Here is a 26,531-nt window from a genome sequence, read left to right as displayed (position 1 = left end):
CCGGGTTGGGATCTCGGTCGGTCGCGACGGCGTCGCCGTATCTTTTTATCAGGGCTCGACGGAGACCTGGTCTCGTCCAATGCCTCGGCCTTGGACTCCGAAAAACCCAGCAATCTGCTTGCCAAATCCATTTCAGGGTCCGATCAGTGGCCTCCGACTTGCCGAGTTTCCTACCGATGCAGCCCGCACTCGCGTTTTAGACCGAAGAATCGCGTCTCTTCCTCCAGCATCCCCGGCAGCAAAGGCGCCGTCGTGTGGACGTCCCCGATGGAGACGTAGCCTTGATCCTGCAGCGGATGGTCGGGGAGATCATGACGGCGTAGATAACGGTGCACGTCGAGGCTGTGCCAGTCGACGATCGGGTGGACCTTGAGGCGTCCGTCCTGAAGCCGCAGCACCGGCAGCTCGGCGCGTGAGCTGGCCTGCTGACGACGCAGCCCGGCAAACCAGGTGCCGGCGCCCAGCTCGCGGAGTGCGCGCTCCATCGGCTCGACCTTGTTGAGCCGGTTGTAGCGCTCGATGCCGTCGGCTCCCTGCTCCCACAGGCGCCCGAGCCGCGCCTCCTGCCAGGCGGGGGAGAGCGACGGGCGATAGACCTGGAGGTTCAACCCGAGCCGATCGGTGAGCTCGTCGACGAGGCGATAGGTCTCGGGAAAGAGATAGCCGGTGTCGACCAGAATGACCGGGATATCCGGCATCAGGCGGCTGACCAGATGCAGCATCACGGCCGATTGGGTCCCGAAGCTGGAGGAGAGCACTGGCTGCTGCGGCAGATGCTCCAAGGCCCAGCGCACGCGGTCCTCGGCGGACAGGGACTCCAGCCGGCGGTTGGCCGCGTGCAGCGCGGCTTGATCGCCGTGGAGGAGGGCGTCGAGATCGGGCTTAGGCATGGAAGTCCTCCGCAGGATTCACGACCGGACGGACGATCCCGTCGCGGATCAGATAGTCGCCGAAGCGCTCGCCGGGGTTGCGACCCTCGGCATAGCGTCCAAGCAGGGTGTCGATCTCGGCCAGGATGGCGGTCTCGTCGAGGTTCTCGCGGTAGAGTCGGTTCAGCCGCGTGCCGATCCCGTCGCCGCCGAGCATCAGGTTGTAGCGACCCGGTCCCTTGCCGACGAGTGCCAGCTCGGCGAGATAGGGGCGGGCGCAGCCGTTGGGGCAGCCGGTGATCCGGGTGACGATCTCTTGGTCCGCGATGCCGTGCTTCTCCGTCAGGCGCTCCACCTGTGCCAGAAAGTCAGGGTAATAGCGCTCGGCCTCTGCCATCGCCAAGGGGCAGGTCGGCAGCGCGACGCAGGAGATGCCGTTGAGACGGAGCGGCGAGTGTCTTTCGGCAAGGAGGCCATGTTCGCGCGCCAAGGTGTCGATCTGTGCCTTGCGGGCCTCGGGCACGCGGGCGACGATCAGGTTTTGGTTCGGCGTGATCCGGAAGTCACCTTGATGGATCCGGGCGATCTCGCGTAGACCCGCCATGGGGCTGTGTCCCGGTCCGTCGATCAGGCGTCCGCTCTCGATATAAAGCGTCAGGTGCCACAGGTCGTCCTGACCCTTGACCCAGCCGTAGCGGTCCCCTTGGTCGGTGAAGCGGACCACCCGTGCGGGTGCGAAGCGGATCCCGGCACGTCGCTCGACCTCGGCCCGAAAGGTCTCGAGCCCCATGCGTTCGATGGTGTATTTGAGCCGGGCCTGACTACGGTTGAGGCGATCGCCGAAGTCGCGTTGGGTGGTGACCACGGCCTCGGTGACCGCCAGTGTCTGGTCCGGCTCGACGAAGCCGAGGACGTCGGCGAGTCTCGGGAAGGTCGCGGTGTCCCCGTGGGTGGCGCCCATCCCGCCGCCGGCCGAGACGTTGAAGCCGATCAGGCGTCCGCCGTCGGCAATGGCGACGAAGCCCAGGTCGTTGGCATAGACGTCGACATCGTTGTGCGGCGGCACCGCCACGGCGGTCTTGAACTTGCGCGGCAGATAGGTCGGGCCGTAGATGGGCTCCACATCCTCGCCGCCGCCGACCTGCTCGCCGTCCAGCCAGATCTCGTGATAGGCGCGGGTCTGCGGCAGCAGGTGCTCGCTGATCCGCTTCGCCCACTCGTAGACCTCCCGATGCAGGGCCGACTCGACCGGGTTGGGGTTGCAGAGCACGTTGCGGTTCACATCGCCGCATCCGCCGATCGAGTCGATCATGACGCGGTTGATCCCGCGGATCACCGAGGTGATGTCGCGCTTGAGGATGCCGTGATACTGGAAGCTCTGCCGGGTGGTCAGGCGCAGACTGCCGCCGGCCAGCTCGCGGCCGATCCCGTCGATCGCCAGCCATTGGGCCGGGGTGCAGACGCCGCCCGGCAGGCGTGCGCGCAGCATGAAGCCGAAATAGGGCTCGAGATACTGCTCGCGTCGCTCTTGGCGGCGGTCGCGATGGTCCTGTTGGTAGAAGCCGTGAAACTTGCTGATCTGGGTGTCGTCCGGGCTGATCGCGCCGGTCAGCGCGTCGGCCAGGCTCTCGGCGAGCGTACCGCGCAGATAGTTGCTGCGGGCCTTGATCCGCTCGTTTTCGTGGAGGGGTGCGCTCATGCGTAGAGGTCTCGGTGATAGCGCGCCTCGCGGCGCAGGGTGTCGACGGAGGCTTGCGCGGCGTCGGGGTCGAGCTCGGCCTCGGTGGTGAAGATGTCTACGAGGGCGCGATCGACGGCCTGTCCCATGGCGGTTGCACCGCACACGTAGAGATGCGCCCCCGCGTCGAGCCAGCGCAGGATCTCCCGGCCTTCTTCGCGCAGGCGCTGCTGCACGTAGAGCTTTTGCGCACCGTCGCGCGAAAAGGCGAGGCTGACCCGATCCAGCCGCCCGGCCTTGCGCTGTGCCTGCCAGTCGAGCTGATAAAGAAAATCGCGGTGGAAATGGCGGTTGCCGAAGATCAGCCAGTTGCGGCCCCGGTCGCCGTTGGCGGCGCGCTGTTGCAGGAAGGCACGATAGGGCGCGACACCCGTCCCGGCGCCGATCATGATCAGCGGTGTGTCCCCATCGTCCGGCAGACGAAAGGCGTCGTTCTCGGCCAGGTAGACGCGGACCGACTCGTCGCGCCCGAGCCGTTCGCCGAGGAACCCGGAGGCCGCGCCCAGATGATCCCGGCCATGCGCCTGATAGCGCACCACCGAGACCGTGAGATGAACCTCGTCCTCGTATTCGGATTGGCTGGATGCGATCGAATAGAGCCTCGGCTGGAGCGGGCGCAGCAGCGCGACCAGGGCGGGCGCATCGATGGGGGCAGGATGCTCCGAAATCAGATCGATGAGCTGACGCTCGCCCGCATAGGCACGCAGCCCGGCGGTGTTGCTCGCCAGTGCCGTCAGCTCCGGAGCGTCCGCCCGCTCGGTCCAGGCGCGGACCGTCGTCGGATGCAGCTGAGTCAGCTCGAGCCGCTCGATCAAGGCACCGCGCAGATCCAGCTCCTCGTCGCCCAAGTGGATTCGGGTCTCGCCGTCGAGCCCGACCCGGGTCAAGATGGCATCGGCCAGCGCCGGATCGTTCTTGATCCAGACGCCGAGTGCATCGCCGGGCCGGTAGTGCAGGGCGCCGGGATCGATCGCAAGGGCCAGATGACGGACGTCCGCGACGGCGTCCGGCGTCGTGATCCGGCGGTTCTCCAGCAGGGTTGCGGGGTAGGGGTTGTCCTTGTCGTACGGGCGGGCCTGGTTCCGGCCCTGCTCTTGATGGGAACGCAGACCCGGCATCGCCACGACATTGCTGGGTTTTCGCGGCGCGAGCGCGCTCAGCCGATCCAAGGCATCCGTCGACCAGCGCTCGGTGTCCCCTCGGTAATCCAGATCGCAGCATTGCAGGGGCAAGATGCGCTGTGCGCCGAGCTCCGCGAGCCGGCGATCGAAGTCCACCGCGGTCCGGCAGAAGTGCTCGTAGCTCGAGTCGCCCAGGCCCAGGACGGCGTAACGCAGCTGCTCCAGCCGCGCCGCGCCTTGATCCTGGATGAAGCTATGCAGTGCATAGGCGTTCTCCGGCGGCTCGCCCTCGCCGTGCGTGCTCACGACCAGGAGGACCCATCGCTCCTTCGTCAGCTTGCGCGGACTAAAATCGCCCATGGAGACGACCCGAGCGTCCATCCCCTGGCCGATCGCCTGCGATCCGAGCTGCTCGGCCACTGCTTTCGCATTTCCGGTCTGCGAGCCGTAAAGGATGGTGATGGTCTCGACCGCCTTCGGCTCGGCGGGCGCGGGCAGACTGCTGCTCCCGATGCCCGCAAGATAGCCGCTGACCCAGGCGATCTGCGTGGACGACATCCCCTTCAACGCCACCTGCAGGGCGCGAAGCTGCTGATCGTCGACCGGACTGGTCAAAGCATGTAATTGTGAAAGGGCCATCGATCGGAATCCCCTGGCATATGTCGTGCTTTTATCGAGGTTCGGCTTGATTCGGCCGGTTTCGACTCGGCGCGGCTCGGCTCGTGTCTTGACACGTCGGGCTGACTCGCCGGGTGTGGCAAGCCCCATGAGCACGCAGTCTAGGCAGGCGTCCCGGGCGCTTGGAAATGATCATTCATGTGTCGTTATCACGAGGAATGATATGGAACTACGCCAACTCCGTTCCCTGGTGACCCTGGTGGAGGTTCGCTTCAACGTGAGCCGAACGGCCGAACGTCTGCACCTGGTGCAGTCGGCCGTGACCCAGCATCTCAAGCAGCTCGAGGCGGAGCTGGGCACGCGGCTGTTCGTGCGCCACGGCAAGCGTCTGGTGGGGTTGACCGAGGTGGGCGAGCAGGTCTTTCGGCACGCCTGCGAGGCGTTGCGCCAGACCGGCAATATCCTCGCGGTGGGTCGCGATCACCTGGAGGAGGATCGCGGCGTGCTGCGTCTGGGCGCCACCCATACCCAGGCCCGCTATGTGCTGCCGCCGGTGATCCGACGCTTCGCCGCGGCGTATCCCGCGGTGGAGCTTCAGATCCACCAAGGCACGCCCGGTCAACTGGTCGATATGGCCCTGCGCGACCTGGTGGATCTGGCGATCTGCACCGAGGCCCTCGGCGACGAGATCGCGCTCCAGACCGTCCCCTGTTATCGCTGGAACCGCTGCCTGATCGCGCCGCAGTCGCATCCGGTGCTCGACGTGCAGCCGATGACACTGGCGACGCTCTGCGAGCACCCGATCATCACCTATGTCTTCGGATTTACAGGGCGCGGCGGCTTCAGCGACGCCTTTGCGAAGGTCGGATTGCATCCGAAAGTAGTCTTGAGCGCCGCGGACACGGACGTCATCAAGACCTATGTCCGCGAGGGACTCGGTGTCGGGATCATCGCCGCGCTGGCCTATCAGCCGGATGAAGACGCCGACCTCGGGATTCGCGATCTCGCCGATCTCTTTCCCTGGGAAGTCACCAAGATCGCCTACGCGCGCGACAAGTACCTGCGTCGCTACCATCAACACTTTGTCGATATCTTCAAAGGGGAGACTGCGGGCGGGGCAGGGCGGTCGGAAAGCGGCCACAACCTGTTCGCCGGAGGGCCGATCCCCGAGTTACCCGCCGACAACGGGGGGGATTCGCGGCGACCGGTCCGTCGGTCGATCCCGGTCGCGCTCTAACCAAGCTCGGCTGCGACATTGTGTCCGGCACCGACCCGACCAACGGGTCTTTTTGTCCTAGTCAGGCGGTGCGTCCGACGGCGTCGACCCCGTTCCGCCCCCGCCTGATCCCGCCGACCGGGGCTGGGCCAGGTGCCGACATGGGCGCCGACATGCCGGTCCGCGATCGCGGATGTCCCGATTTCAGACCGAGATCACTCACAGTACCTGTTGATTTGCGGGCGTCATGGGCTCTTCGTTGCCTCGGCGATTCAGCCGCTCGGCTGCGTCCCCCGCGTTCATCCACTGTGCTGAATAGACATTCGCTCCGGCTTGGCGCGTGCATTGCAATGTATTCATTGCCGAATCCATGACCCTTGGCTTGAGCCGGATGATGTCATCGGATGACGGCGCCGATATCCCTCTCTCGGATCCCCGGGAATCCTTCACATGCTGCCATCAATCGAGGAACGATCCATGCCCGACTCCTATGCCGGATCTCATTCCGCTGTTGCATCGCCTCCACGCCCTTCGCTCGGCACCTTGATGGCGGGTACGACCCTCGCCTGCCTCCTGTCTGCTTATTTTCTGGTGGACACCCTGCTGTTGCGCCAACCCGTCACTCAAACCACGGCGAGCGGCAAGGACTATGTCCTTCGTCTCTATGAGCCGACGCAGGCAGCGCCGCATCTGAGGGCAACCGGTGCTCGGCTCATTGCATCCATCACGAAAGCAAAGGAAGAGGCGGTTGTATTGCGTGCGGAGATCGCCGACCGCAGGGCCCGCGAGCAGGAATACCGGTCCGAGGTCGAGGAGCTGCAAGAACAGTTGGCTGTCGCCGAGCGCATGCTCACCGAGCTCAAGGTCGAGATCGAGGAGCTGCCGCAAGCCTTCAACGATACCTATGCGTTGAGGTCCGAATCGGCGCCGTCTCGCTGATGCCGCCGTATCGACCCGACGCCTATCTCGGAACATTCAACCCATGAGGACACGCAGATGACTGCAATCGCTCAAGCAGACGGTCCCAAGCTCAGGTTTGGGCGAGGGCGTTGGATCGACGGCTGGAATCCGGAGAACGCGGCGCAATGGGAGGGCGCCGGCAAGAAGATCGCGCGGCGCAACCTGGCGTGGTCCATGTTCGCGGAGTTCCTCGGCTTTGCCATGTTGGCCGTTTGGGGCATGGTGGTCCCGCGCCTGCCGGACGCCGGATTTGCCTACAACGCGGACGAGCGGTTTTGGCTGATCGCCATGCCGGGCCTCTTCGGCGCGCTGATGCGTTTTTCCTATACCTTTACGGTTCCGCGGTTCGGCGGTCGCAACTGGACCATTACGTCGGCCCTGTTGCTGATGATCCCCGCATCCGGACTCGCTTGGGCGGTCACCAATCCGGATACGCCGTTCTGGCTGATGCTGATCATCGCGACGACGGCCGGTCTGGGAGCAGGCAACTTCACGTCCTCGATGGTGAATATCTCCTTCTTCTATCCGGAGCGCCAGAAGGGTGCCGCACTGGGACTGAACGCCTCCGGTGGAAACCTCGGTACGGCCTGGGTTCAATTCACCATCCCGATCGTCATCATCACGGCCGCCGGGCTCTCGCTCGATCGCGCCGGTTTGATGTTCATACCGCTTTGCCTCATCGCCGCATTGGGCGCTTATCTGTTCATGGACAATCTGAGCGAGTCCCAATCGGATTCGAAGGCATTGCTCCTCGCCGCGGCCGACAAGAATACCTGGATCATTGCCTGGCTGTATGTCGGGACGTTCGGCTCATTCATCGGCTACGCCAACAGCTTCGCAACGCTGATGCGTTCGGAGTTTCCGGAGGTGACGGGTAACTACGTCTTCATGGGTGCGCTCGTCGGCGCTTTGATACGGCCGGTCGGCGGTTGGATGTCGGATCGATTCGGCGGCGCTCGCATGTCGATGCTGGCGTTCTTCATCATGTGCATCGGCTGTGGCGGGGTCATCATGGTGCTGAATATGGGCACGCCCTCGTTCCCGCTCTTTTTCGGGCTCTTCCTCTTGCTCTTCTTTGCCGCCGGCTTCGGCAACGGAACCACCTACCGCATGATCCCGGCCGTCTTCCGAGCGGCAGCAACCGATCCCGAGACCGGTAAAGTCGATCCGGTGCGGCTGGTGAAGGCGCGTCGCTTGGCCGGCGGGTGTATCGGGATCGCCGGTGCCATCGGCTCGCTCGGCGCCTTCATCATTCCCCGGGTCTTTGCGGAGGCCGGCGTCATCGGCGGATTCATGATCTTCATCTGCGCCTATTTCATCATGCTCTTCATGATCTGGTACTTCTACGAGCGCAGCGGATCGCCGCTGTCGATCTCCCGGGTCTAGGTTCAGAACGTCGGTTGCTCCGGGTAGGATCCCGGAGTCTTTTTTTGAAAATGCGTTCACGCCGGCGGGCCGCGGTGCCCAGTCTTCAGCCAAACCCAAGGAATCACTATGTTCAAGAACATCCTTGTTCCGACCGACGGTTCCGAGCTCTCGGAGGAGACCGCACGGCAGGCGGTGACCTTCGCCAAGCACATCGGCGCCCGTATCACGGCCTATCATGCCAAGCCGAACATTGCCGCGGCCTACTTCTACGGAGAAGACAAAAAGGCGGCATCGAGCTCGTTGGAGCAGATCGACGAGCAGATCGAGAAAGAGGTTCAAAAGAACCTCGGCTTTGTCGAGGGCCTCTGCGGGGAGGCGGGCGTGCCGTGCGACCTGCTCTCGACCTCGAGCAACAGCCCTTACGAGGCCATCGTCGATGCCGCGACCCAATCCGGCGCCGATCTGATCTTCATGGCGTCCCATGGCCGCAAAGGGATCAGGGCGAAGATCCTCGGGAGCGAGACCCTGCGCACGCTCACTCATTCCACGATTCCCGTGCTGGTCTATAGCTACGGCGAGCGCGAGCCATCGAGCGCCTAGGCTGGCGGCGGTGTCGGGCAGGGGGCGTCTCATCGGCAGGCGCCCCTTGAAGTCGGCCGGAGCGTCAGGCATCTCGGGATGGCGGCAGCTGCCCGAATCGGCACTGACCGGAGTTCCCGTCACTGCCTCCAATTCGGATGACCCCGCCATGATCAGTACCGGAACCCTCATGCTCAGCAAGGCGCTCCTGACCGCGGGCGCCATCATGGGCTTCCTGCTCCGGGAGCTGTGGCTGCTTCGCCGGATGAAACGGGAGTACGAGGCGCGCAAGGCCGCGGCGACGGGCGCGACCGACGCGCACAAGACCCGCGATGTCGGGGCAACCGGCGCGACCGGCCGTTGAGGGGGATCGCTCGACATGGCGACATCTCTCGACCCCCGAGAGCCGTCCGGGGATCGCCGCTAATCCGCGGTCCGAACGAATGGGAGCAACGCCGTCGCTGGTGCGATATCGGCATGCCGGAGGGACTGGCCGACAAGATCACCGTCTTCGAGGCATATACCCGCCACTGCCGCTTCCGCGTCGCAACACCGCGAATTACCTGGTTGATCTATCCGGCGTGGGGCGAGCTTTGAAGCACCCTCACCGCGTCGAGGCGTGATCCAACGAGACCGAAAGCTGTCCGTAGACCGTGGGTCCGTCCGACGGCGTTTCGGCGCTCGCAATGGGACCCGGACGGTTGGTCGCGCAGGCGGACAGCGCGAGCGCGACAACGAAAAGGGTTAGGGGAGGAAGGGTCTTCATCGGTGAGCCATCGCAACCGCATTCGAAAGGGAAGACGCGATCCTCGTCGATCAGCGGGATGACCACAAGGCAAGTATCATGAGCGACACGGACAACCGTCCACACCCCGGAGAGACGCTGCGGGATGATGTGCTCCCTGCGCTCGACCTCACCGTCACCGAGGCCGCTCGGCCGCTCGGCGTCACCCGCGCGGTCCTGTCGCGAGTGCTCAACGGGTGTGCTGCCATCTCTCCCGATATGGCACTGCGTCTCGAAGCATGGCTCGGCACCAAGCAAGGTGATCGCGCGGAGTACTGGTTGAGCCAGCAACTGGCCTACGACGTCTGGCAAGCACGGCAAAAGCCACGACCGGCAATCGCGCGGCTCGCCGTGAAGTAGACAGGGCTTGCATGAATGTCTGCTCCTTCAAGGCTTAGGTCACAGTAGATCGTGCGACGAGACGGTTTCGTGAGGGACAGCAGCGAATGCGAATGCCCCAAACCGGTTGGGGCTTTAGCACGGATAGGGAACCTCTGCCGGCCCCGCCTCCTGGCTGGTCTGGCAGGGCTCGTCCGGCTCTCTTTGCGAATATGGTGTAGCTCCCCGCACGGGTGTGCCGATTCCACGCGTCGCGCTTTCGGATAGGCTATATTCCGGTGCGTATCAATCATCGGGAGAGCAGAGTGGACACCAAGAGCCAAATACCCATGTCATCACTCCTCCGGGAGCTTCGCTCCGAGTTGTTGCAGGCTCAGGGTGACGGAGAAGGGAGCAATCTTCGCTTTCAAATCGAGGACATCACGATCGAGCTGCATACCGCGGCGACCCAGGAAGGCGAGGGCGGCGTCGGGATCAAATTCTGGGTGCTGGATGCCAGTGCCAAGCTCAAGGAGTCGGACGTCCGCACCCAAAAGGTGATCCTCAAGCTCAAGGCTGTCGGTGCCGATGGGAAGGACGGCGTGACGATCGGTTCGGAAGGAACCGAAAGGCCCCGCTGACCGCCACGACGTAATCAGAGTCGGGGTCCGTCATGCCGGCCAACTTCAAAGATCTGCTTATCGAGATCTTCGTCCCGTTGGCCGACGGGAGCGGCCGTGGTCGAATCGGCACCGGGGTCCCCATTGCCAGGAACCGTATCCTCACGGCGCGCCATGTCTTGATCGACGACGGATTGGCGACGGATGCGGATTTCGAGATCCGTTGGCATCACTGGCGCGACACCGACTCGGACGCAGGTCGCTGGACCAGGGTCGACCGCTCGAAGATCCTGTTCGATGTTGGTCCCCATAGACCCGACGCCTTAAAACAGGTCATGGATGCGGCCGTGTTCGAGTTCACATTTCATCCCGACGTCGACCAGTGGTGCGAGTTGACTACACGCAACCATGCCACGGGCACACCTTGGGAGAGCGAGGGCTTCCCCGACGTGGGGAGGCGCAATGACGGCGATCGCGTGGCCGTGCCGTTGCGCGGCAAGACCTATCAGTCCGCGAATCAAGCGATAGAAGCCTGGGTGGATGTGGCTGCGCCGACCCTGAAACCCGAAGACTGGAAGGGTGCCTCGGGTTGTCCGGTGATCGTCTCTTCGCGCGTTGCCGGGTTGCTGACCGAGGTCCCGCCCGGATTCGGCGGCGGGCGCATCATGGTATTGCCGATCCGGAGGTTGCTTCAACGGCCGGAGTTCCGCGAAGCAATCGGTTACTGCTCCAACCGCGACCGTCTCCGCGACCTGGTCGTCGAGCTCCAACGCGGCCTGACCGCAAGCCCGTTGGCCGTCGGCGCATTGGAGTGTTTTGTCGAAGGAAGGCCCGAGGGCGGGCTTTTCCGCGATCCAGCCAGATCGATCGAGCACCTCGCCGAGCGTCTGGTTGCGCACGACGCAGCCCATCTCCTGACCCATGCAAGAGAGGCAACCCGTTTGCTGAAGAAGGATCGCCCGGAGCAGGCTCGTGCCCCAGCAGAGCTGGTCCAGAGTCTCATCCCGCTGATGTACGATCCGACCTTGGTCGACGGTCTGAGCGACAAGGTGGCCGATCCCGAGGCCGTATTGATCGGTTTCCCCGTTGCGACCCGCTGTGCCGCGGAGGTGGTGATGGCGGGCGCCGGGAAACGCGAAATGCGCTTTCGTCCACCCGAAGAGAACCGTGAGCACGAGGGTGTCTTGTCGCTCCCGCGTCCGCCGAATTGCGGCATCGATCCGCACGGACGACGCACGGCCGACGCATTCGGGGATCATCTGCGGCGTAAGCTTTCGGTCGGCAATCTGAGCACGTTCGAGCGCGCCTTCTACCGCTGTATGGAAGAGTTTGTCGATCCCGCGTTGCGGAGCAGACAGGGCATGACCCAAGAGGACGTGCTGGAGATGACCGCCGACCTGCTTACGGACGAGGCAGAGGGGAACAGTCGACGCTACTACTATCTGTTCTTGCTCCCGACCGAGGACAAGGATCGCCAAGCGTGCCTCGAGACCATCCAAGTGCTCAAGAATCGGTTCCGCGCCGTCGCCTTTCTGGAGCTGGCCGACGACGCCGCCTTGATAAGGGGGGAGCACAAGGATTTCCTCCCGTTGCGGTCCATACTCGAAGTCCTGGAGGAATGAGCCTTGAGTTTTATGCAGATCCCGGACGGTTACGCGCAAGAGATCCCGCCGGTGGGCAATCGTCCGCGTCAGTACCATGTCTTCGACGCCGACAGCATCGCGGCCATCGACGCGGCATTGGCGGCCCAGCGTCCCTTGCTGCTTCGGGGCGAGCCGGGTATCGGCAAGAGCCAGCTCGCAAGGGCGGCAGCCCTGGTGCTGCGCCGTGTCTATGTTCAGCAGGTGGTGGACGCTCGGACCGAGTCGAGCGATCTCCTTTGGAGCTACGATGCCGTTGCTCGGCTTGCCGAAGCGCAACTCCAGGGTGCTCTCAAGGTTGCACCGAAGGGGCCTGGGCGCAGTCTGCGTCGGCGCCTCGCCGTCGGTGCCTACGTCACACCCGGACCCCTGTGGTGGGCGTTCGATTGGCAGAGCGCATCCGCTCAAGCCCAAGCGGTGGGCGCTGCCGAGCCGGTTCCGCCGGATGCGGGCGATGCGCAGCGCCGCAGCGACCCCGAACGACGTTGCGACCCTTCAAACGGCTGCGTCGTGCTCATCGACGAGATCGACAAAGCCGAGTCCGACGTGCCGAACGGTCTGTTGGAGGCCTTGGGCGCAGGTCAGTTTCGCCCGCTGGGGAGCGAGCGCGACGTTGTGGCCACCGGCGTGGCCCCGCTCGTGATCATCACCACTAACGAGGAACGTGCGTTGCCCGACGCCTTTCTGCGGCGCTGTATGGTTCATCATATGCGGCTGCCGAGCGTCAAGCATGCCCCTGATGCCTTGAAGCGACTGTTGATGCAGCGTGCCAAGGCGCATTTCGTGGCGCCGGACGAGGTGGCGGGCGAGGTCCTTCTGGAGCGGGCTGCCGATCTACTGATTGCCGATCGGCGGGCCGCCGAGCAGGCTCGGCGCATGCCGCTGCCGGGTCAGGCCGAGTACCTGGATCTGGTGCGTGCTGTTTTGCGGCTCACGAATGAGGACGCGGCCGCGCAGGAATCGGTCTTGAATCGGATCGCCGATTTCGCCCTGAAGAAGCATCCGGATGCAATCGCCGAGGTCACGTCGTCGGATGTTCAGTGACGAGCCGACTCGATCCGAGCCCTGATCATCGGATGCCCGTTAGCGCACCCTTAGAGTCCCCGGCGAGCACTTTCACCCCGCCCATCCATCCGAACGCGATCTGCGGGCGCGCCGATCTGGTTCGCGCCTTGGCGCATGGGGACGATGCACTCCTCGCCGCGGTTGCAGCCAAGCTCGGTTACGAGCGGAGGGGTGGGGTGCCCGATCGCACCGTCGTCGGCACCGCAACCGAGGGCGTCGACATCGACCCGACGGTGCCGACAGGCGACGCGCGATCGGCGCCAGCGGTTGCCCCCTCAGCGTTGGATGCGGCGACCTTTTGGCGGCTTGTCGGGCGCACCCAGAATCCCGATGCCCCACCCAGCGCCCTTGATGACGGACCCGTCGAGCTTCCGACCTGGAGAGAACGCCCGGCGGAGCTGGCCCGAGCACGCCCGCTGGCGGAATGGCGCGAGCTTCTCCCGCGCTTGCGCGTCTCGCTTGCCGGGCTCAGCGATATCGGTGCCTTGGATATTGCGGTCATCGTGCGTCGACTCGGTCGCGGCGAGAGTCTGCACCAGCTCCCGCGTGCGCGGCGCCGGCGTTGGGGGCAGAGTCTCCAGATCATCGAGGATCGCAGCGATCATCTCGTGCCCTACTGGGATGATCAGGAGGCAGTGCGCCATCGCTTGCAGCAGTTGTTTCCGCGCTACGCCGTCGAGCATGCACTTTGGTTCGAAGGGCTCAAGCAACCGGTTTGGGCCGAGAAGACCCATCGACGCGAGCCCTATCGCCCGCCCATCCCCGGAAGCTTGGTGGTCGTGCTCGGCGATCTTGGCTGCCTGCTGCGGGGTGCAGTCGCCGAGCGGCGACACTGGCTTGAGCTGGGTCGGCGTCTGCGTGCGGATCGCTGCCGTATCCTCGCGCTCACGCCTGCGCCGCGTTGCCCTGCGGAGCTGCAAAGCGTTTGGACGCTGCTGACCTGGGAGCGCCATCCTGCCGAGCCCGACGACGCTGGGCGCAAGCAGGCCGTGCAGCGGCTCCTGGCGCTCGCCGGGAATAGCCTGCGGTTGGAGCCGGGTCTGCTGCGCGAGCTGCGCCTGCTGATCGGGGCGGATGCCGGCGCCGAGTCGGAGGTTTGGCAAGACCCCTCGGTGGTGAGCCGCTCCGCAGTCGCCGCAACCCTGTCGCCGGACGATGCCGAGCAGCGTCGCAAATCCTTTCTCGACGAGCCGTCGGAGATTCGCCAGAGGGTCATGGCACTCCAGCGCTCTTGGCGTGCTGGTTTGCCATCGGAGATCTGGTTTGCCGAGCTTCAGGCTCTGACACCGAAGCAACGGCTACAGCTCGCGAGTGCGGAGGACGGGAGGGACTCCTCCGACTTTATCTCGGCTCTCGGGCGCCAAGCAGCCGGCGTGCGCGGAGCATCTCCAGCCCCCGGAGCGATGGCTTGGTTTCGCGACGTCGCGCCCTGGCTGCGTCGCGACTATCTCGAAGACCCCGAGCTACGCGACTACTTCCACTACATCTGGGCCGACATCCTGCGCCGCGATCCGCGACAGAAGCCGCCCGCGGGATTGGATCCGGCGCGAGTGCCGATCCGCTATCCGGTTCGCCGCGTCAACCTTTCGCAAGTCGGCGATATATTGCACCTTGCGTATTCACGTGCTGCTGACGTCGAAGGGAGTCCCCTGGCGTTCGTCGAGACATCCAACGGATTCATTAGCGTCCAGGCAGCGGTTGTCGAGGCGATACCAAGCCGCGACTCGAACGCCTTCTGGGAAGCCGGAGAGCCGCCGACATGGGCGAAGCGATGGGGCTGGGATGAGTATGGCGCCTGGGTCGAGTTCGAGATCGAGGGTGAAGGTGGGGATGGCGTCACCCAGCGCATGCGCTGGATCGAGCCAGGGAGCTTCATGATGGGTTCTCCCGAAGACGAGCCGGAGAGATCGGATTCAGAGGGACCTCGACACGAGGTTGCCATCTGCGACGGGTTCTGGCTTTTCGACACCGCCTGTACCCAAGCCCTTTGGGCGGTTGTGACGGGTGACGATCCAAGCGTCTTCAAGGGACCCGATCGCCCGGTTGAGCGAGTCAGTTGGGATGATGCCCGGCTTTTCATCGATTCCATCAACTCGCGTCTTCCGGGGTTGGCGCTCGGACTGCCGAGCGAGGCAAAGTGGGAGTATGCCTGTCGTGCGGGGACCGACACGCCGTTCAGCTTCGCCGAAACGGCGGTGTTGTCGACAGAAGATGGCGTTGTTCTAGTAAGCGAAGACGGATTTCTTCTCGCCGTCGAGAATCCGATCAGCCCCGATCGAATCAACTACAACGGCAAATATACCTACAACGTCAACTATACCCACGACGGCAGTCATACCCATGACGGCAGCTATACCCACGACGACGGGATGAAGGGGAAGTTTCGGGAAGAGACGCTCCCCGTCAAAGCACTGGCTCCGAATGGCTGGGGCCTCTATCAAATGCACGGGAACGTGTGGGAGTGGACCCAAGATCATTGGCACGACAACTACGCGGGTGCGCCTTCGGACGGCTCGGCGTGGACCGACGCGTCGGTTTCTTCCGACGCCGGCCGTGTCGTCCGCGGCGGCTGCTGGGCCAGCAGCGCCGGTAGCTGCCGTTCGGCGTTCCGTCTCAGGAACCGCCCAGACAACCGCAGCAACATCCTCGGTTTCCGTCCTGCCCGCACTAAGGGGTGTGAGCACAAGCCGGCCCAGCCGCGCGAGCGTAGTGTCGTTGCGGGGAGCGACGGTCCAGAAGGCGGCGGGTTGGGCTCGGAGCAGGCGACTGAGCCGCAAGCCTTAGTTTTACTGCTCGACGGGCATCATGAGGCGAGTGCGCCGCTGTCGAAAGCCGCTAGGCTGGAGATCCGCACCGACCGCGAGGTGCTCACCTTGAGACGAGCGCCCAAACCCGGTTGGGCCAGCGCCATTGGTCGCGACCGCTTCGGCCTATGGGCGGATCTGCGTGTCGAACCCGAGAGCGGGGAACCGGTCATCCAGCGTCTGCGCTGGATCCCGCCGGGGCGGTTCGAGATGGGCTCACCGGAAGACGAGCCGGGTCGCTTCGAGTATGAAGGACGGAGCCACACCGTGGTCATCGAGCGCGGCTATTGGCTGTTCGACACCCCTTGCACGCAAGCCCTCTGGGAGGCGGTGATGGGCAAGAACCCGAGCCGATTCAGGACGTCGGACCGGCCGGTCGAGAGGGTGTCTTGGAGCGACGCCCAAGATTTTCTGGAGCGCCTCAACAAACACTTCGAAAAAGACAGTGAGGACGAGTTTGGTCAACAGGCGTTTGCTCTGCCCGGCGAGGCCCAATGGGAGTATGCCTGCCGGGCTGGCACCGACACGGCGCTTTATACGGGGTCGATCGAGATCCGCGGGGAACTGGATGCGCCTGCGCTCGACGCCATCGCCTGGTACGGGGGTAATTGCGGCCTGGACTTCGATCTTCAGGAGGGTGAAGACACCACCAAAGGATGGTGGGAGGGCAAACAAAAGCAGTATGACCACCGTCACGGCGGAACACGTCGCGTCAAGCAGAAGCAGCCCAACCCTTGGGGACTCTACGACATGCTCGGTAACGTGTGGGAATGGACGCAAGACCATTGGCGTGAACGTTACGTTGGGGCTCCAACCGATGGGACCCCATGGATCGATGCGAACGCTGGACCCGGCGCCGCCCGTGTCGTTCGCGGTGGCTCCTGGTACTCCTTCGCCCGCAACTGCCGTTCGGCGTACCGCCTTAGGATCCTCCACGACGTTCGCCGCGGCATCCTCGGTTTCCGTCCTGCCCGAGTTCAGGTGTCGTGAGCGCAAGCCGGTTAGGGACCGCGGAGCGTGCGTCTGCACTCCGGGGCGCCCCGGAGTGCAGACGTCGCGCGGAGCGGCTGCCAGGGATGGCCGGCGGTGCCGGTCAGCGCCGGGGATCACAAACTAACCGATCATCGAGCAGACCCATTCAACTGCGCTTCTTCACCATCCCGCTTCTCGGCGGCGAGGCCGCTGCCGAGGAGCTGAGCCGCTTCCTGGCGGCACAACGCATCCTCGCGGTCGATCGGCACTTGGCTCATGACGGCGGCTCAAGTGTCTGGGCCGTGTGCGTCAGCTATGAGCCCGCGGGCGAGAGTCGGCCGCCGCCCGGCAAGCGGGGCAAGGTCGACTACCAGGAGATCCTGAACGAGGCCGATTTCACCGCAACAACAACCTCGGTTTCCGTCCTGCCCGAGCTCACGCATGGAGTGGATGCTCCTCACCTGAACAGACCGTCCTCCGGGGCCGGGCTTTTTCCTGGCCGAAATCCAAAGCCCTCCGTTGTGTCAGTAGCCCATGCAGAAGCCGGGCGAACCCTCGCCGGCAGGGCGCCCCGTGGCGGTTGAATCGACCCATGGCCAATGTCCTCCAGATCGATCCGAGTTGGCACCCACTGATCAACGGCTGTCCGCCGGCCTTTGCGACCGAATGGGGCGAGGACCAGTTCGGCATCTTCATCGCCTTCAGCCTCGGCGACGTGGCGCAGCGTCTGCGGTGGATCCCGGCCGGCGCTTTTCGCATGGGCTCGCCCGACGCCGAGCCGGGGCGCTTCGATCACGAAGGCCCACAGCACACCGTCTACATCTCCCGGGGCTTCTGGCTGTTCGAGACCCCTTGCACGCAGGCCCTCTGGGAGGCCGTGACGGGCAAGAATCCGAGCCGCTTCAAGAGCCCGGATCGGCCGGTCGAGCAAGTCAGTTGGAACGACGTGCAAGACTTCCTGGCGCGCATCAATACCCGCATCCCCGGCCTGGATCTGGTGTTGCCGACGGAGGCGCAGTGGGAGCATGCCTGCCGGGCCGGAAAGGAAACGGCGATCTACACCGGTCCGATCGACATCAAGGGTGACAACAATGCCCCGGCGCTCGATCTTATTGCCTCGTACGGCGGGAACAGCGGCGTGGTTTTCGACTCGGATGACGGCTGGGACTCGTCCTCGTGGCGCGAAATGCAATATCCGAATGCCAGGTCCGGCACACACCCGGTCGGCAAGAAGCGGCCGAACGCTCGGGGGCTTTTCGACATGATCGGCAATGTCTTCGAGTGGTGTGCGGATGGCTCACGCGACTACGACGCCGATTGGAAGGTTGATCCCGTTGGGCCTGTCGGCGCCGACCGTGTCGTTCGCGGCGGGTCCTGGGGCAGCCTCGCCCGCTACTGCCGTTCGGCGTGCCGCAGCAGGTCCCACCCCGACTACCGCAGCCTCAGTCTCGGTTTCCGTCCTGCCCGAGTTCAGGTGTCGTGAGCTCAAGCCGGTTCGGGCCGCGGAGCGTGCGGCTGCGCCGAGTCGCGCCCCGCGGAGCGGAGAGGGGCGCGACTCGGCGCAGCCGTCGCGCGGGGTGATGTCAGGAGATGACCGAGTCCATGCCTGCTTGATCAGCGCGATCGGACGGGGCTGGCTCGATATGCTCGGGCGACCGGGCGGGCGATGCGGCATGGAATGTCGCAATGATTCGATGCGGGATATCCAGCGCACACCGTCGCAAAAAAGTCAGCGCGTCACGCGCACATGCGGGGACCCAGACCCCGTCGGTAATTGCCCGCAGTAATCCGAGATGACCGCCCCGCGCCAGAAAGGCTAGCGCTGAAGCATTGATCACCGCCCGATTACCCACGCGCCAGCTCCCTGTCCAAATCACCGAAATCGACCTGGAACGAGTCCTTGCCCATGCGCGCCAGGGCCAGCAGGAAATCCGTGCGGTCCATCCCGGCGATCGTCGCTGCCCATTCTTGGGAGATCCTGCCCTGTTGGTACCACTGGGCCGCGGCCGCCAACCACAGTTCCTGATTCAGCTCCTCCGGTGCGTAATGCAGTACTGCATAAACTGCTTCGGGCAACTCGATCTGGACTTGAGTCATTGCTGATTTCTCCTCTGGTGAGGCGATTCAAGGGTGCTGCGTATCATGGTTCTTCGTCCCTCACGATCGTCGTCGTAGCGAAATACCGTCAGCCAGACCGGCGCCGGATTCAACACGCGGCGCGTGTTGAATCCGGCGCATCAGTGACGGGTAAGCGACAGGTTCACGCTCGGGTTCTCGGGTGGCGGCTACGACAATGCTTTATACCCGCGCCGCCGGGTGGTGTGTTCAGAGTCGAAGACAACTGTACGGGAAAACACTCAATCTTGGCGAGAACGGTTCCGCCCTGTGTCCGAGCTTCCCGGACCTTGACACGACCCAAGGAACGACCTAGTTTGCCGGTACCAAAACCTGTACAGCTCTCCCTCCGATGACCACACTCACCGCCACGGACGCCCGCGCCACCCTCTTCGAGCTGCTACGCGGCACCAACGAGCGCCATGAGATCTATCATATCCGTCATCGCAACGGCGACGCGGTGCAGATGTCGGAGGACGAGTATGAGAGCCTCTTGGAGACGCTCGCGCTGCTTTCGGCCCCTGGATTCAGGGAAGCCTTCGAGGAGGGCCGAGCGGAAGCGGAGCGCGAAGAGACCCTGTCGTTCGAGGAGGTCTTCGGGGAGCCTCCATGAGCGCTCCGGCCAGGTACCGGGTTCTCTTCACCCGGCAGGCCGCGAAAGACATCGCCAAGCTCAGTGCGAAGTTGCGTGCAAAGCTCATGGACATTGCCCGTTGCCGCCTCGCGGTCGATCCGCACTCCGGGAAGCCCTTGGCCGGACCGCTCAAGGGATACTATTCGGTCCGATTGAGCTACCAGGACCTTATCGTTTACAGCATCGAGGACGATGAGCTCGTCGTCATCGTCGTACGCGCCCGAACCCACTACGGCGACTGAACGTCGTCAGCCGGCAAACTCGAAGACTACCTTCCACTCGGCGTCTAGCCTCAAGCGGACATCAACGCGCTCTCCTCGTGGTTCGGCGAACCTGCGGCTGAGGTCGGTGTGGTTGTGGGGAATGAGGCGGCAAATATCCGTCTCGGCGAGTTGTCTGCCTCGGCTGCAGGGCGCGTGCTGCATCCTTCTCCGCAAGCCTGACTCCGATCGCCTTCAGCACGCACTTGCGGTCAGCCAGACCGTCGATCATCGCCTCCAAAGCCTGCTCGTCTTCTCCACGCCGCCGAGACACATTGGCCCGGACCTAATTGGTCGCCGGGACAATCTGTCTCGCCGACCGGTGCTTGGCTCTGAACCCGGGCCGACCGATGGGGATGCCTTGGGTTCTCTACCGTCCTCCAAAAACGCCTTCCGTTGGTCTGCGTCGACATTTGCCAATGCCAGCTTTTGCAAGCGAAAACAATAATATCTGCTCAACTCACACGCCTCTTCGGCAACACCGCTCCGATCCCGAGCACAGCCCCCGCGCCTCCTGATTTCCCTCTGGCATACCCGTTGCTGAATAGCTCTGCGTACGAGCCCCTCAACCCGAGCACACCGCTCGGACACAACAACAGAGACCGCCGCATCAAGACGCGTGGCCCTGCCAACGGAGGAGGATGAGGAGTGAAAACAACATGATCAACGAGGAGTCGCAGCGCGTGCGGGAGTTGCTCCGGGAGATCAAGTATCCCGGCTTCTCGCGCGACATCATCGCCTCGGGGTTCGTCGGGGACATTCTCGCCATCGGGCCGATGGTGGAGGTCGAGTTCAAGCCCGACACCCGCGACGAGACCAAGGTGGCGACCATGGAGCGGCAGATTCGCGATGTGCTTCAGCGCGCGAACTTCGCGGATGTGCAGATCCGTCGGATCGCGCCCTTCGTCCCGGAGGTGCCGTTGCGCAGCGCCGAAGACCTCGCCAAAGAGCTTCGCAAGAAGCCCGAAGGCCCGGGCGCCGTGATGAGCCGACTCATGACGCCGCTCCAGGCCGAGTACCTCGAGGAAGGCGAGCTGCCCGAGCCGGATCTCCTCGCCATCGCGCTCGGACGCCATGATGTCGCGCCCGCGGCAGGTTATCGGCCGGGCGGTCCGAATCCGCTCAGCGGCCCGCGTGAAACCATCGACTACGACATCGGTATTCCGGTCCTGCAATGGGATATTGACCCGCACGATCCACAAGCCAAGACCAGTCAGCACGAGATCAAGGTGGGCGATTGGGATTATCGCGTCTGGTGGCAAGCCCACCGCGACAGCGGGCTTCTCTATGTCTCCATGCAGGCGATGAAGGAAGACTGGGTCGACCACGACAACAACGCGGTCCCCCATCCGATCGGTCGATCCGAGGCGGTGAATCTCGTCTATGACGAGCGGCGCAATGCGGTAGTGGCGATCTACGGCACGGTCCGCGATTTCCGTCCGTTCGTAAAGGCTTTCGGGCTGGCACATGACAGCGAAACCGGTGCGCAAGGCGGACCGGCAACCCAAGAGGCAGAGCAGCAATGAGCAAGACCAAAGACGACAACGGCAACGGTGGCTCCCGCTGGTTCCGCGAGCTCGACGAGCCGCGCAAATGGGAAGACTTCTATCGCCGCCGCTGGCAATACGACAAGTCGGTGCGCACGAGCCATAGCGTCAATTGCTCAGGCTCCTGCTCTTGGGAGGTCTTCGTCAAGAACGGCATGATCACCTGGGAGCTGCAGAAGACCGACTGGCCCCAGATCAACGACGAGACGCCGAACTACGAGCCGCGCGGCTGCCAGCGCGGGATCTCGGCGTCCTGGTATCCCTACAGCCCGGTACGCCCGAAATATCCCTACGTCCGCGCGGTGCTGCTCGACTTCTGGCGGGCGGAACGCGCAGCGGGCAAGGATCCGATTGCCGCCTGGGGGGCGATCGTCGAAAATCCCGAGCGCTCAAAAGCCTATCGCAACGCCCGCGGCAAGGCCGGCTGGCGTCGTACGACCTGGGACGAGGCGACCGAGATCATCGCCGCGGCCAAGATCTATACCATCAAGGAGCACGGCGCCGACCATCTGGCGTCCTTCTCGCCGATCCCGGCGATGAGTATGGTGAGCTTCCTCTCCGGTCACCGCCTGTCGAATCTGCTCGGCGGGACCATGCTCAGCTTCTACGAGTGGTATCACGATCTGCCGCATGTCATGCCGATGATCTGGGGCGACCAGACCGACGTGCATGAATCGGCCGACTGGTATCAGAGCGCCTATTGGATCGTCATGGGCTCGAACCTGCCGATGACGCGCACGGCCGACGCCCATTTCGCCTCCGAGCACAAATACAACGGCGGCAAGCTGGTCAATCTCTCGCCCGACTATTCGGACGTGACCAAGTTCGCCGATCTCTGGGTGCCGGTGCGTCCCGGCACGGATACGGCGTTCATCCTCTCCTGTATTCACGTCATCCTGCAGGAGTTCCATGTCAATCGCCGTTCCGAGTATTTCCACAGCTATGTGGCGCAATACACCAATCTGCCGTTCCTGGTGATCCTGGATCAGGAAGGCGATCACTTCGCGAGTGGCCGGTTCCTGCGCGCCAGCGATGTCGCGGCCTATGCCGACGAAGAATTGGCCGACTGGAAGCTGCCCTGTTTCGACAAAGAGGGCGAATTGCGCCTGCCGGGCGGGACGCTGGGCTTCCGGTGGGAGGAGAAGAACACCGGACGCTGGAACCTCAAGAACGAGGACGCGGTGACGGCGCAGCCGTTCGATCCGCTGCTCACACTCATGGACGGCGAGTTCGAGGAGGTCATCGTCGAGTACGCGGACTTCACGCACACCTTCAACGTCGAGTTCGGGACCACGGCGCTGCGGGGCGAGAAGGCAAGGAAGAGTCTTCGCGGTGTGCCGAGCCGCGTCCTGACCAAGAAGGACGGCACCAAGGTCCGCGTTGCTACGGCCTACGACCTGCTGCTCGCCAGCTTCGGCGTGAACCGCGGTCTCTCCGGCTCGGGCTACCCGAAGGACTACGACGACGCCTCGGAGGCCTACACCCCGGCCTGGCAGGAGCAGGAGACGGGAGTCGACCGCAACCTCGCGATCCGCGTCGCCCGCGAGTGGGCCGACACCGCCGAGAAGACCAAGGGCAAGTGTCTCTTCATCACCGGCTCGGGCATCCTGCACTGGTACCACGGCGGATCGCTGACCTATCGCTCGGAGGCCGTCATGGGGATCCTCACCGGGTGTCAGGGGCGCAACGGCGGCGGGTTCGCGCACTACGTCGGCACCGAGAAGATCCGCAATATGGCGGCCATCGGGACGATCGGCAACGCGGCCGACTGGGGCAACGTCGGGCGGCAGATGAACTCGACCTCCTATTTCTATTTCCACACGGATCAGTGGCGCTACGACGGTATGAGCCTGGACCCGCTGTGGGCGCCGCGCGCCAAGGAGATGCCGGCGCGCGCCAACCACGCCGCCGATATGAACGCGGTGGCCGTGCGCAACGGTTGGCTGCCCTTCTTCCCGCAGTTCGACGAGCGCAATCCCACGGATGTCATGCAGGACGCGCGCAAGGCGGGGTGCGAGAGCCTCGACGATGTCAAGAAATGGGTCGCGCAGCAGTTCAAGGAGCGCAAGCTCAAGTTCGCGCTGCCCAATATCGATGCGCCCAAGAACCACCCGAAGGTGCTTTGGATCTATCGCGGGAATCTCATCGGCACCAGCATGCGCGGGCATGAGCTCAACCTGAAACACATGCTCGGCACACACAATAATGTGCTCGGCGGCGAGACACGCGCCAAGGACATGGTGAACGAGATCGATTGGACCGAGAACGCGCCGCTCGGGAAGCTGGATCTCATCTACAACGTCAACCTGCGGATGGATTCCTCCGCGAATTACTCCGACATCGTGCTCCCCACGGCGCATTGGTACGAGAAGTTCGATCTGACCTGTACGGATCTGCATTCATTCCTGCATCCGTTTACGCCGGCACACGACCCGGCCTATGAATCCAAGCACGACTGGGAGGCGTTCCGACTCATCGCCGAGAAGATCAGCGAGCTGGCCAAGGTGCATCTACCCGATCCGATCGAGGATCTGGTGATGACTGCGCTCAGCACGGATACGCCCGACGAGATGGCGCAACCCATGGGCGAGCTGCGCGACTGGTGGAAAGGCGAGAGCGAGCCGATTCCCGGCAAGACCTTCCCGAACGTCAGTGTCGTGACGCGTGACTACACCAAGGTCCACGACATGTACACCACGCTCGGTCCGGCCGTCACCAAGCCGAACGGCTACGGCGCCAAGGGGATCAAGGGCGATCTCGCCGAGGCGTACGAGCAGATGAAGGAGAGCTATCTGGTCGGCGAGAAGCAGGGCCGCCCGAATATGGAAACGGCCGCGAAGGTCTGCGAGGTGATCCTGCGCATCTCGCCCGAGAGCGATGGCGAGCTGTCGTATCAGATCTTCAAGAACCTCGAGAAGCGCTGCGGCGTGCCGCTCGCCCATATCGTCGAGCCGGAACGGGAGACCGCCTATCACTACCCGGATCTGATCTCTCAACCGAGACGGGCGCTGACCTCGCCGCATTGGTCGGCAATCGAGACCAAGGGGCGGACCTATTCACCCTGGACCTTGAACATCGAGGCGCTCAAGCCCTTCCACACGCTCACCGGACGACAGGAGATCTATTACGACCATCGCATGTTCCGCGAGCTCGGCGAGGACTTCCCGGTCTATAAGCCGCCGGTGGACATGGTCTCGATCGGCGACGTGGCCCAGAAGGACATTAAGATGAAAGGGGCGAAGCTCTTCCGCTTCATCACCCCGCATCAGAAGTGGGGCATTCACAGCATGTTCGGCGACTCATGGCAGATGCAGAACATGTTCCGCGGCGGGCCGACGGTCTGGATCAACGACGACGATGCACGCGATATCAATGTCAAGGACAACGACTGGGTGGAGATCTTCAACGAGAACGGGATCCAGGTCGCGCGTGCGGTGGTGAGTCATACGGTGCCGCGCGACATGTCGATCGTCTATCACCAGACCGAGCGCCATGTGAACGTGCCCTTCTCGTCCTTGGCGCGGGAACGCGGGGTCAGCGATCTGCGCGGCGGCAACAACAACGCCACCACGCGCATCATGATGAATCCCGCAACCATGGTCGGTGGCTATGCCAACTGGACCTATTGGCTGAACTATCAGGGGACCAGTCCATCCGAACGCGATTGCGTGGTGCTCATCCGGAAGAAACCCATGGAAACACGCGGGCGGAAGGTCATCTATCAAGAGTCGCAGCTCAACGTCGGGGCATAGAACATGCGTATCAAGCAACAGATGGGTATCGTCTTCAACCTGGATAAGTGTCTGGGTTGTCAAACCTGCACCATTGCGTGCAAGAACGTGTGGACCAACCGCGAAGGCGCGGAATACATGTTCTGGAACAATGTGGAAACCAAGCCGGGCGCGGGTTATCCCAAGCAATGGGAAAACCAGGAGAAGTACCGCGGCGGTTGGAAGGAGAATCCCGGTGCGGATGCGCCCAAGCTAAATCAGGCCTCGCGGTTCTGGGAGATGATCAGTCTCTTCTACAACCCGGTCCTGCCGCAGATGGACGACTACTACGGCAAGGGGCCATTCACCTTCACCTACGAGGATCTGCATTCGGAGCAGCCGACCAAATACTCGCAGCCGGTCGCACGTCCCAAATCGCAGATCACCGGCGAGGAAGACATCGAGCTGACCTACGGCGTGAATTGGGAGGACAACGGCGCCGGCACCCATGAAGAGGGCACGGGCAAGCTCGATTACAACTTCAGCGATATGACCCCCGCGGCACGTCAGGCGCTGCTGAAGTTCGAAAACTCATTCATGATGTATCTGCCGCGCATCTGTAATCACTGTCTGAATCCGGCGTGCGTCGGTTCTTGTCCCTCGGGCGCGAATTACAAGCGCGAAGAGGACGGCGTGGTTCTGATCGATCAGGATCGGTGCCGGGGTTGGCGCTATTGCGTCTCGGGTTGCCCCTACAAGAAGACCTATTACAACTGGCGTACCGGTAAGTCGGAGAAATGTATCCTTTGCTTCCCGCGACTGGAAACCGGCCAGCCGCCGATGTGCTTCCAGGCGTGCGTGGGCCGTATCCGCTATCTCGGTCCGCTGCTGTATGACCTGGATCGCGTCGCCGAGACGGCGAATGCGCCCGAGCATGAGCTGGTCGATCGGCATCGCGGGATCATCCTGAACCCCTTCGACCCGGAGATCATCGCCGAGGCCAAGCGTCAGGGCATCTCGGACAACTGGCTGGAGGCCTGCCGCCGCTCGCCGGTCTACAAGATGGTGAAGGAATGGGAGATCGCGCTGCCGCTGCATCCGGAGTTCCGCACGCTGCCGAGCCTCTTCTATATCCCGCCGGAGAGTCCGGTTCAGACGGCCAAGCCGAATGATCGGGGCACGCTCGATATGGTGAACGGAGGCACGGTGCTGCCGGATCTGAAGGAGTTCCGGATCCCGATCGAGTATCTCGCGCGTCTCTTGGCCGCCGGGAATACCAAGCTCGTCGAGACGGCCCTGTTGCGCCAGCTTGCATTGCGCGAGTTCCGTCGCCTGGAGCGGGTAGAGGGTCGCACCGACGATACCGTGCTGAAGGCCGTCGGACTGACGATCGAGCAAGCGCGTCATATGCACCGGCTGCTTTCGCTCGCCCACTTCCACGAGCGGTTCGTCATCGCGACCTCGCGGACGGAAGACACCGACAACGCGCCTTACCTGGAACGCGGCTTTACCGGGTACGACCTGCTCGCACCCGAGCAGAGTCCGAAACGGCGCACGTCTTTCCATGGCAACAAGATGGGTGTGGGGAGCTGA

22 protein-coding genes are annotated in these 26,531 nt (G+C 63.6%); 17 read left to right on the top strand and 5 right to left on the bottom strand.

Going from position 1 to position 26,531, the window contains the following annotated elements; all coding sequences use genetic code 11:
- Positions 1-170 precede the first annotated feature (170 nt).
- Genes BLV04_RS09640 through BLV04_RS09630 form a run of 3 tightly spaced genes read right to left on the bottom strand, consistent with a single transcriptional unit; the run spans position 171 to position 4,367 of the window.
- Positions 171-890 carry a phosphoadenylyl-sulfate reductase gene (locus BLV04_RS09640; RefSeq protein WP_093030607.1) on the bottom strand — a complete coding sequence of 240 codons (720 nt, stop codon included), beginning with the start codon at positions 888-890 and terminating at the stop codon, positions 171-173.
- Entirely contained in the window at positions 883-2,568 is a 1,686-nt protein-coding gene (cysI, locus tag BLV04_RS09635) for an assimilatory sulfite reductase (NADPH) hemoprotein subunit (protein ID WP_093030604.1), read from the bottom strand. The genes BLV04_RS09640 and cysI overlap by 8 nt, the downstream gene beginning before the upstream one ends.
- On the bottom strand, positions 2,565-4,367 hold the full coding sequence (locus BLV04_RS09630; protein ID WP_175534566.1) for an assimilatory sulfite reductase (NADPH) flavoprotein subunit: 1,803 nt from the start codon (positions 4,365-4,367) through the stop codon (positions 2,565-2,567). The genes cysI and BLV04_RS09630 overlap by 4 nt, the downstream gene beginning before the upstream one ends.
- Before the next feature lie 202 nt (positions 4,368-4,569).
- On the opposite strand from BLV04_RS09630, the gene BLV04_RS09625 reads away from it, so the two are divergent.
- A complete protein-coding gene (locus tag BLV04_RS09625) occupies positions 4,570-5,583 on the top strand; it encodes a LysR family transcriptional regulator (RefSeq protein ID WP_093030598.1) in 1,014 nt (337 codons plus the stop codon).
- Positions 5,584-5,781: 198 nt separating this feature from the next.
- Here the strand turns inward: BLV04_RS09625 and BLV04_RS24890 are convergent, their stop codons facing one another.
- Complete coding sequence (locus BLV04_RS24890; RefSeq protein ID WP_175534565.1) at positions 5,782-5,922, bottom strand: hypothetical protein; 141 nt, start codon at positions 5,920-5,922, stop codon at positions 5,782-5,784.
- A 117-nt stretch (positions 5,923-6,039) separates the two neighbouring features.
- Here BLV04_RS24890 and BLV04_RS09620 point away from each other — a divergent pair, with 117 nt between their 5' ends.
- From BLV04_RS09620 to BLV04_RS09560, 11 genes are all read left to right on the top strand, one after another.
- Positions 6,040-6,501, top strand: a complete 462-nt coding sequence (locus tag BLV04_RS09620; protein WP_093030595.1) for a hypothetical protein — start codon at positions 6,040-6,042, stop codon at positions 6,499-6,501.
- 57 nt (positions 6,502-6,558) lie between these two features.
- Positions 6,559-7,908, top strand: coding sequence for an MFS transporter (locus BLV04_RS09615; protein WP_093030592.1), 1,350 nt, complete (start codon positions 6,559-6,561; stop codon positions 7,906-7,908).
- 108 nt (positions 7,909-8,016) lie between these two features.
- The gene (locus BLV04_RS09610; RefSeq protein ID WP_093030589.1) at positions 8,017-8,490 is read left to right on the top strand and encodes a universal stress protein; all 474 of its coding nucleotides are present in this window, start codon (positions 8,017-8,019) and stop codon (positions 8,488-8,490) included.
- A 148-nt stretch (positions 8,491-8,638) separates the two neighbouring features.
- Complete coding sequence (locus BLV04_RS09605; protein WP_093030586.1) at positions 8,639-8,833, top strand: hypothetical protein; 195 nt, start codon at positions 8,639-8,641, stop codon at positions 8,831-8,833.
- A 480-nt stretch (positions 8,834-9,313) separates the two neighbouring features.
- Positions 9,314-9,613: a HigA family addiction module antitoxin gene (locus tag BLV04_RS09595; RefSeq protein ID WP_093030582.1), complete on the top strand. Its 300-nt coding sequence runs from the start codon at positions 9,314-9,316 to the stop codon at positions 9,611-9,613.
- 308 nt (positions 9,614-9,921) lie between these two features.
- Positions 9,922-10,212 (top strand): trypco2 family protein, encoded by a 291-nt coding sequence (locus BLV04_RS09590; protein WP_093030579.1) that lies wholly within the window; start codon positions 9,922-9,924, stop codon positions 10,210-10,212.
- 32 nt (positions 10,213-10,244) lie between these two features.
- Entirely contained in the window at positions 10,245-11,813 is a 1,569-nt protein-coding gene (locus BLV04_RS09585) for a hypothetical protein (RefSeq protein WP_093030576.1), read from the top strand.
- Positions 11,814-11,825: 12 nt separating this feature from the next.
- Entirely contained in the window at positions 11,826-12,875 is a 1,050-nt protein-coding gene (locus BLV04_RS09580; RefSeq protein WP_093030573.1) for an AAA family ATPase, read from the top strand.
- Positions 12,876-12,907: 32 nt separating this feature from the next.
- On the top strand, positions 12,908-16,690 hold the full coding sequence (locus BLV04_RS25615) for a formylglycine-generating enzyme family protein (RefSeq protein WP_175534564.1): 3,783 nt from the start codon (positions 12,908-12,910) through the stop codon (positions 16,688-16,690).
- Between the two features lie 86 nt (positions 16,691-16,776).
- The gene (locus BLV04_RS24375) at positions 16,777-17,256 is read left to right on the top strand and encodes a hypothetical protein (RefSeq protein ID WP_139191895.1); all 480 of its coding nucleotides are present in this window, start codon (positions 16,777-16,779) and stop codon (positions 17,254-17,256) included.
- An 8-nt stretch (positions 17,257-17,264) separates the two neighbouring features.
- Positions 17,265-18,155 (top strand): formylglycine-generating enzyme family protein, encoded by an 891-nt coding sequence (locus tag BLV04_RS09560; protein WP_093030570.1) that lies wholly within the window; start codon positions 17,265-17,267, stop codon positions 18,153-18,155.
- Between the two features lie 362 nt (positions 18,156-18,517).
- On the opposite strand, the gene BLV04_RS09555 is transcribed toward BLV04_RS09560, so the two are convergent.
- Complete coding sequence (locus tag BLV04_RS09555) at positions 18,518-18,769, bottom strand: UPF0175 family protein (RefSeq protein WP_093030567.1); 252 nt, start codon at positions 18,767-18,769, stop codon at positions 18,518-18,520.
- Between the two features lie 370 nt (positions 18,770-19,139).
- Here BLV04_RS09555 and BLV04_RS09550 point away from each other — a divergent pair, with 370 nt between their 5' ends.
- The 5 genes from BLV04_RS09550 to narH all read left to right on the top strand — a co-directional run bounded on the left by BLV04_RS09550 (position 19,140) and on the right by narH (position 26,531).
- Positions 19,140-19,400 (top strand): type II toxin-antitoxin system Phd/YefM family antitoxin, encoded by a 261-nt coding sequence (locus BLV04_RS09550; RefSeq protein WP_093030564.1) that lies wholly within the window; start codon positions 19,140-19,142, stop codon positions 19,398-19,400.
- Complete coding sequence (locus BLV04_RS09545) at positions 19,397-19,663, top strand: type II toxin-antitoxin system RelE family toxin (protein WP_093030562.1); 267 nt, start codon at positions 19,397-19,399, stop codon at positions 19,661-19,663. Before BLV04_RS09550 ends, BLV04_RS09545 begins: the two co-directional genes overlap by 4 nt.
- A gap of 677 nt (positions 19,664-20,340) precedes the next feature.
- Positions 20,341-21,207, top strand: a complete 867-nt coding sequence (locus BLV04_RS09540) for a ferritin family protein (RefSeq protein WP_093030559.1) — start codon at positions 20,341-20,343, stop codon at positions 21,205-21,207.
- On the top strand, positions 21,204-24,980 hold the full coding sequence (locus BLV04_RS09535; RefSeq protein WP_093030556.1) for a nitrate reductase subunit alpha: 3,777 nt from the start codon (positions 21,204-21,206) through the stop codon (positions 24,978-24,980). Before BLV04_RS09540 ends, BLV04_RS09535 begins: the two co-directional genes overlap by 4 nt.
- Before the next feature lie 3 nt (positions 24,981-24,983).
- Complete coding sequence (gene narH, locus BLV04_RS09530; protein WP_093030553.1) at positions 24,984-26,531, top strand: nitrate reductase subunit beta; 1,548 nt, start codon at positions 24,984-24,986, stop codon at positions 26,529-26,531.

It is taken from the genome of Thiocapsa roseopersicina, from assembly GCF_900106925.1.
In the GTDB taxonomy this organism is placed as follows: Bacteria; Pseudomonadota; Gammaproteobacteria; order Chromatiales; family Chromatiaceae; genus Thiocapsa; species Thiocapsa roseopersicina.
Note: the sequence above shows the minus strand (reverse complement) of the source record. Positions and strands in the feature narration are given on the sequence as shown.

Coding starts and splice junctions, on each gene's coding strand:
- BLV04_RS09640 (WP_093030607.1), bottom strand. CDS start 890: ATGCCTAAGCCCGATCTCGACGCCCTCCTCCACGGCGATCAAGCCGCG.
- cysI (WP_093030604.1), bottom strand. CDS start 2,568: ATGAGCGCACCCCTCCACGAAAACGAGCGGATCAAGGCCCGCAGCAAC.
- BLV04_RS09630 (WP_175534566.1), bottom strand. CDS start 4,367: ATGGCCCTTTCACAATTACATGCTTTGACCAGTCCGGTCGACGATCAG.
- BLV04_RS09625 (WP_093030598.1), top strand. CDS start 4,570: ATGGAACTACGCCAACTCCGTTCCCTGGTGACCCTGGTGGAGGTTCGC.
- BLV04_RS24890 (WP_175534565.1), bottom strand. CDS start 5,922: ATGAATACATTGCAATGCACGCGCCAAGCCGGAGCGAATGTCTATTCA.
- BLV04_RS09620 (WP_093030595.1), top strand. CDS start 6,040: ATGCCCGACTCCTATGCCGGATCTCATTCCGCTGTTGCATCGCCTCCA.
- BLV04_RS09615 (WP_093030592.1), top strand. CDS start 6,559: ATGACTGCAATCGCTCAAGCAGACGGTCCCAAGCTCAGGTTTGGGCGA.
- BLV04_RS09610 (WP_093030589.1), top strand. CDS start 8,017: ATGTTCAAGAACATCCTTGTTCCGACCGACGGTTCCGAGCTCTCGGAG.
- BLV04_RS09605 (WP_093030586.1), top strand. CDS start 8,639: ATGATCAGTACCGGAACCCTCATGCTCAGCAAGGCGCTCCTGACCGCG.
- BLV04_RS09595 (WP_093030582.1), top strand. CDS start 9,314: ATGAGCGACACGGACAACCGTCCACACCCCGGAGAGACGCTGCGGGAT.
- BLV04_RS09590 (WP_093030579.1), top strand. CDS start 9,922: ATGTCATCACTCCTCCGGGAGCTTCGCTCCGAGTTGTTGCAGGCTCAG.
- BLV04_RS09585 (WP_093030576.1), top strand. CDS start 10,245: ATGCCGGCCAACTTCAAAGATCTGCTTATCGAGATCTTCGTCCCGTTG.
- BLV04_RS09580 (WP_093030573.1), top strand. CDS start 11,826: ATGCAGATCCCGGACGGTTACGCGCAAGAGATCCCGCCGGTGGGCAAT.
- BLV04_RS25615 (WP_175534564.1), top strand. CDS start 12,908: ATGCCCGTTAGCGCACCCTTAGAGTCCCCGGCGAGCACTTTCACCCCG.
- BLV04_RS24375 (WP_139191895.1), top strand. CDS start 16,777: ATGGCCGGCGGTGCCGGTCAGCGCCGGGGATCACAAACTAACCGATCA.
- BLV04_RS09560 (WP_093030570.1), top strand. CDS start 17,265: ATGGCCAATGTCCTCCAGATCGATCCGAGTTGGCACCCACTGATCAAC.
- BLV04_RS09555 (WP_093030567.1), bottom strand. CDS start 18,769: ATGACTCAAGTCCAGATCGAGTTGCCCGAAGCAGTTTATGCAGTACTG.
- BLV04_RS09550 (WP_093030564.1), top strand. CDS start 19,140: ATGACCACACTCACCGCCACGGACGCCCGCGCCACCCTCTTCGAGCTG.
- BLV04_RS09545 (WP_093030562.1), top strand. CDS start 19,397: ATGAGCGCTCCGGCCAGGTACCGGGTTCTCTTCACCCGGCAGGCCGCG.
- BLV04_RS09540 (WP_093030559.1), top strand. CDS start 20,341: ATGATCAACGAGGAGTCGCAGCGCGTGCGGGAGTTGCTCCGGGAGATC.
- BLV04_RS09535 (WP_093030556.1), top strand. CDS start 21,204: ATGAGCAAGACCAAAGACGACAACGGCAACGGTGGCTCCCGCTGGTTC.
- narH (WP_093030553.1), top strand. CDS start 24,984: ATGCGTATCAAGCAACAGATGGGTATCGTCTTCAACCTGGATAAGTGT.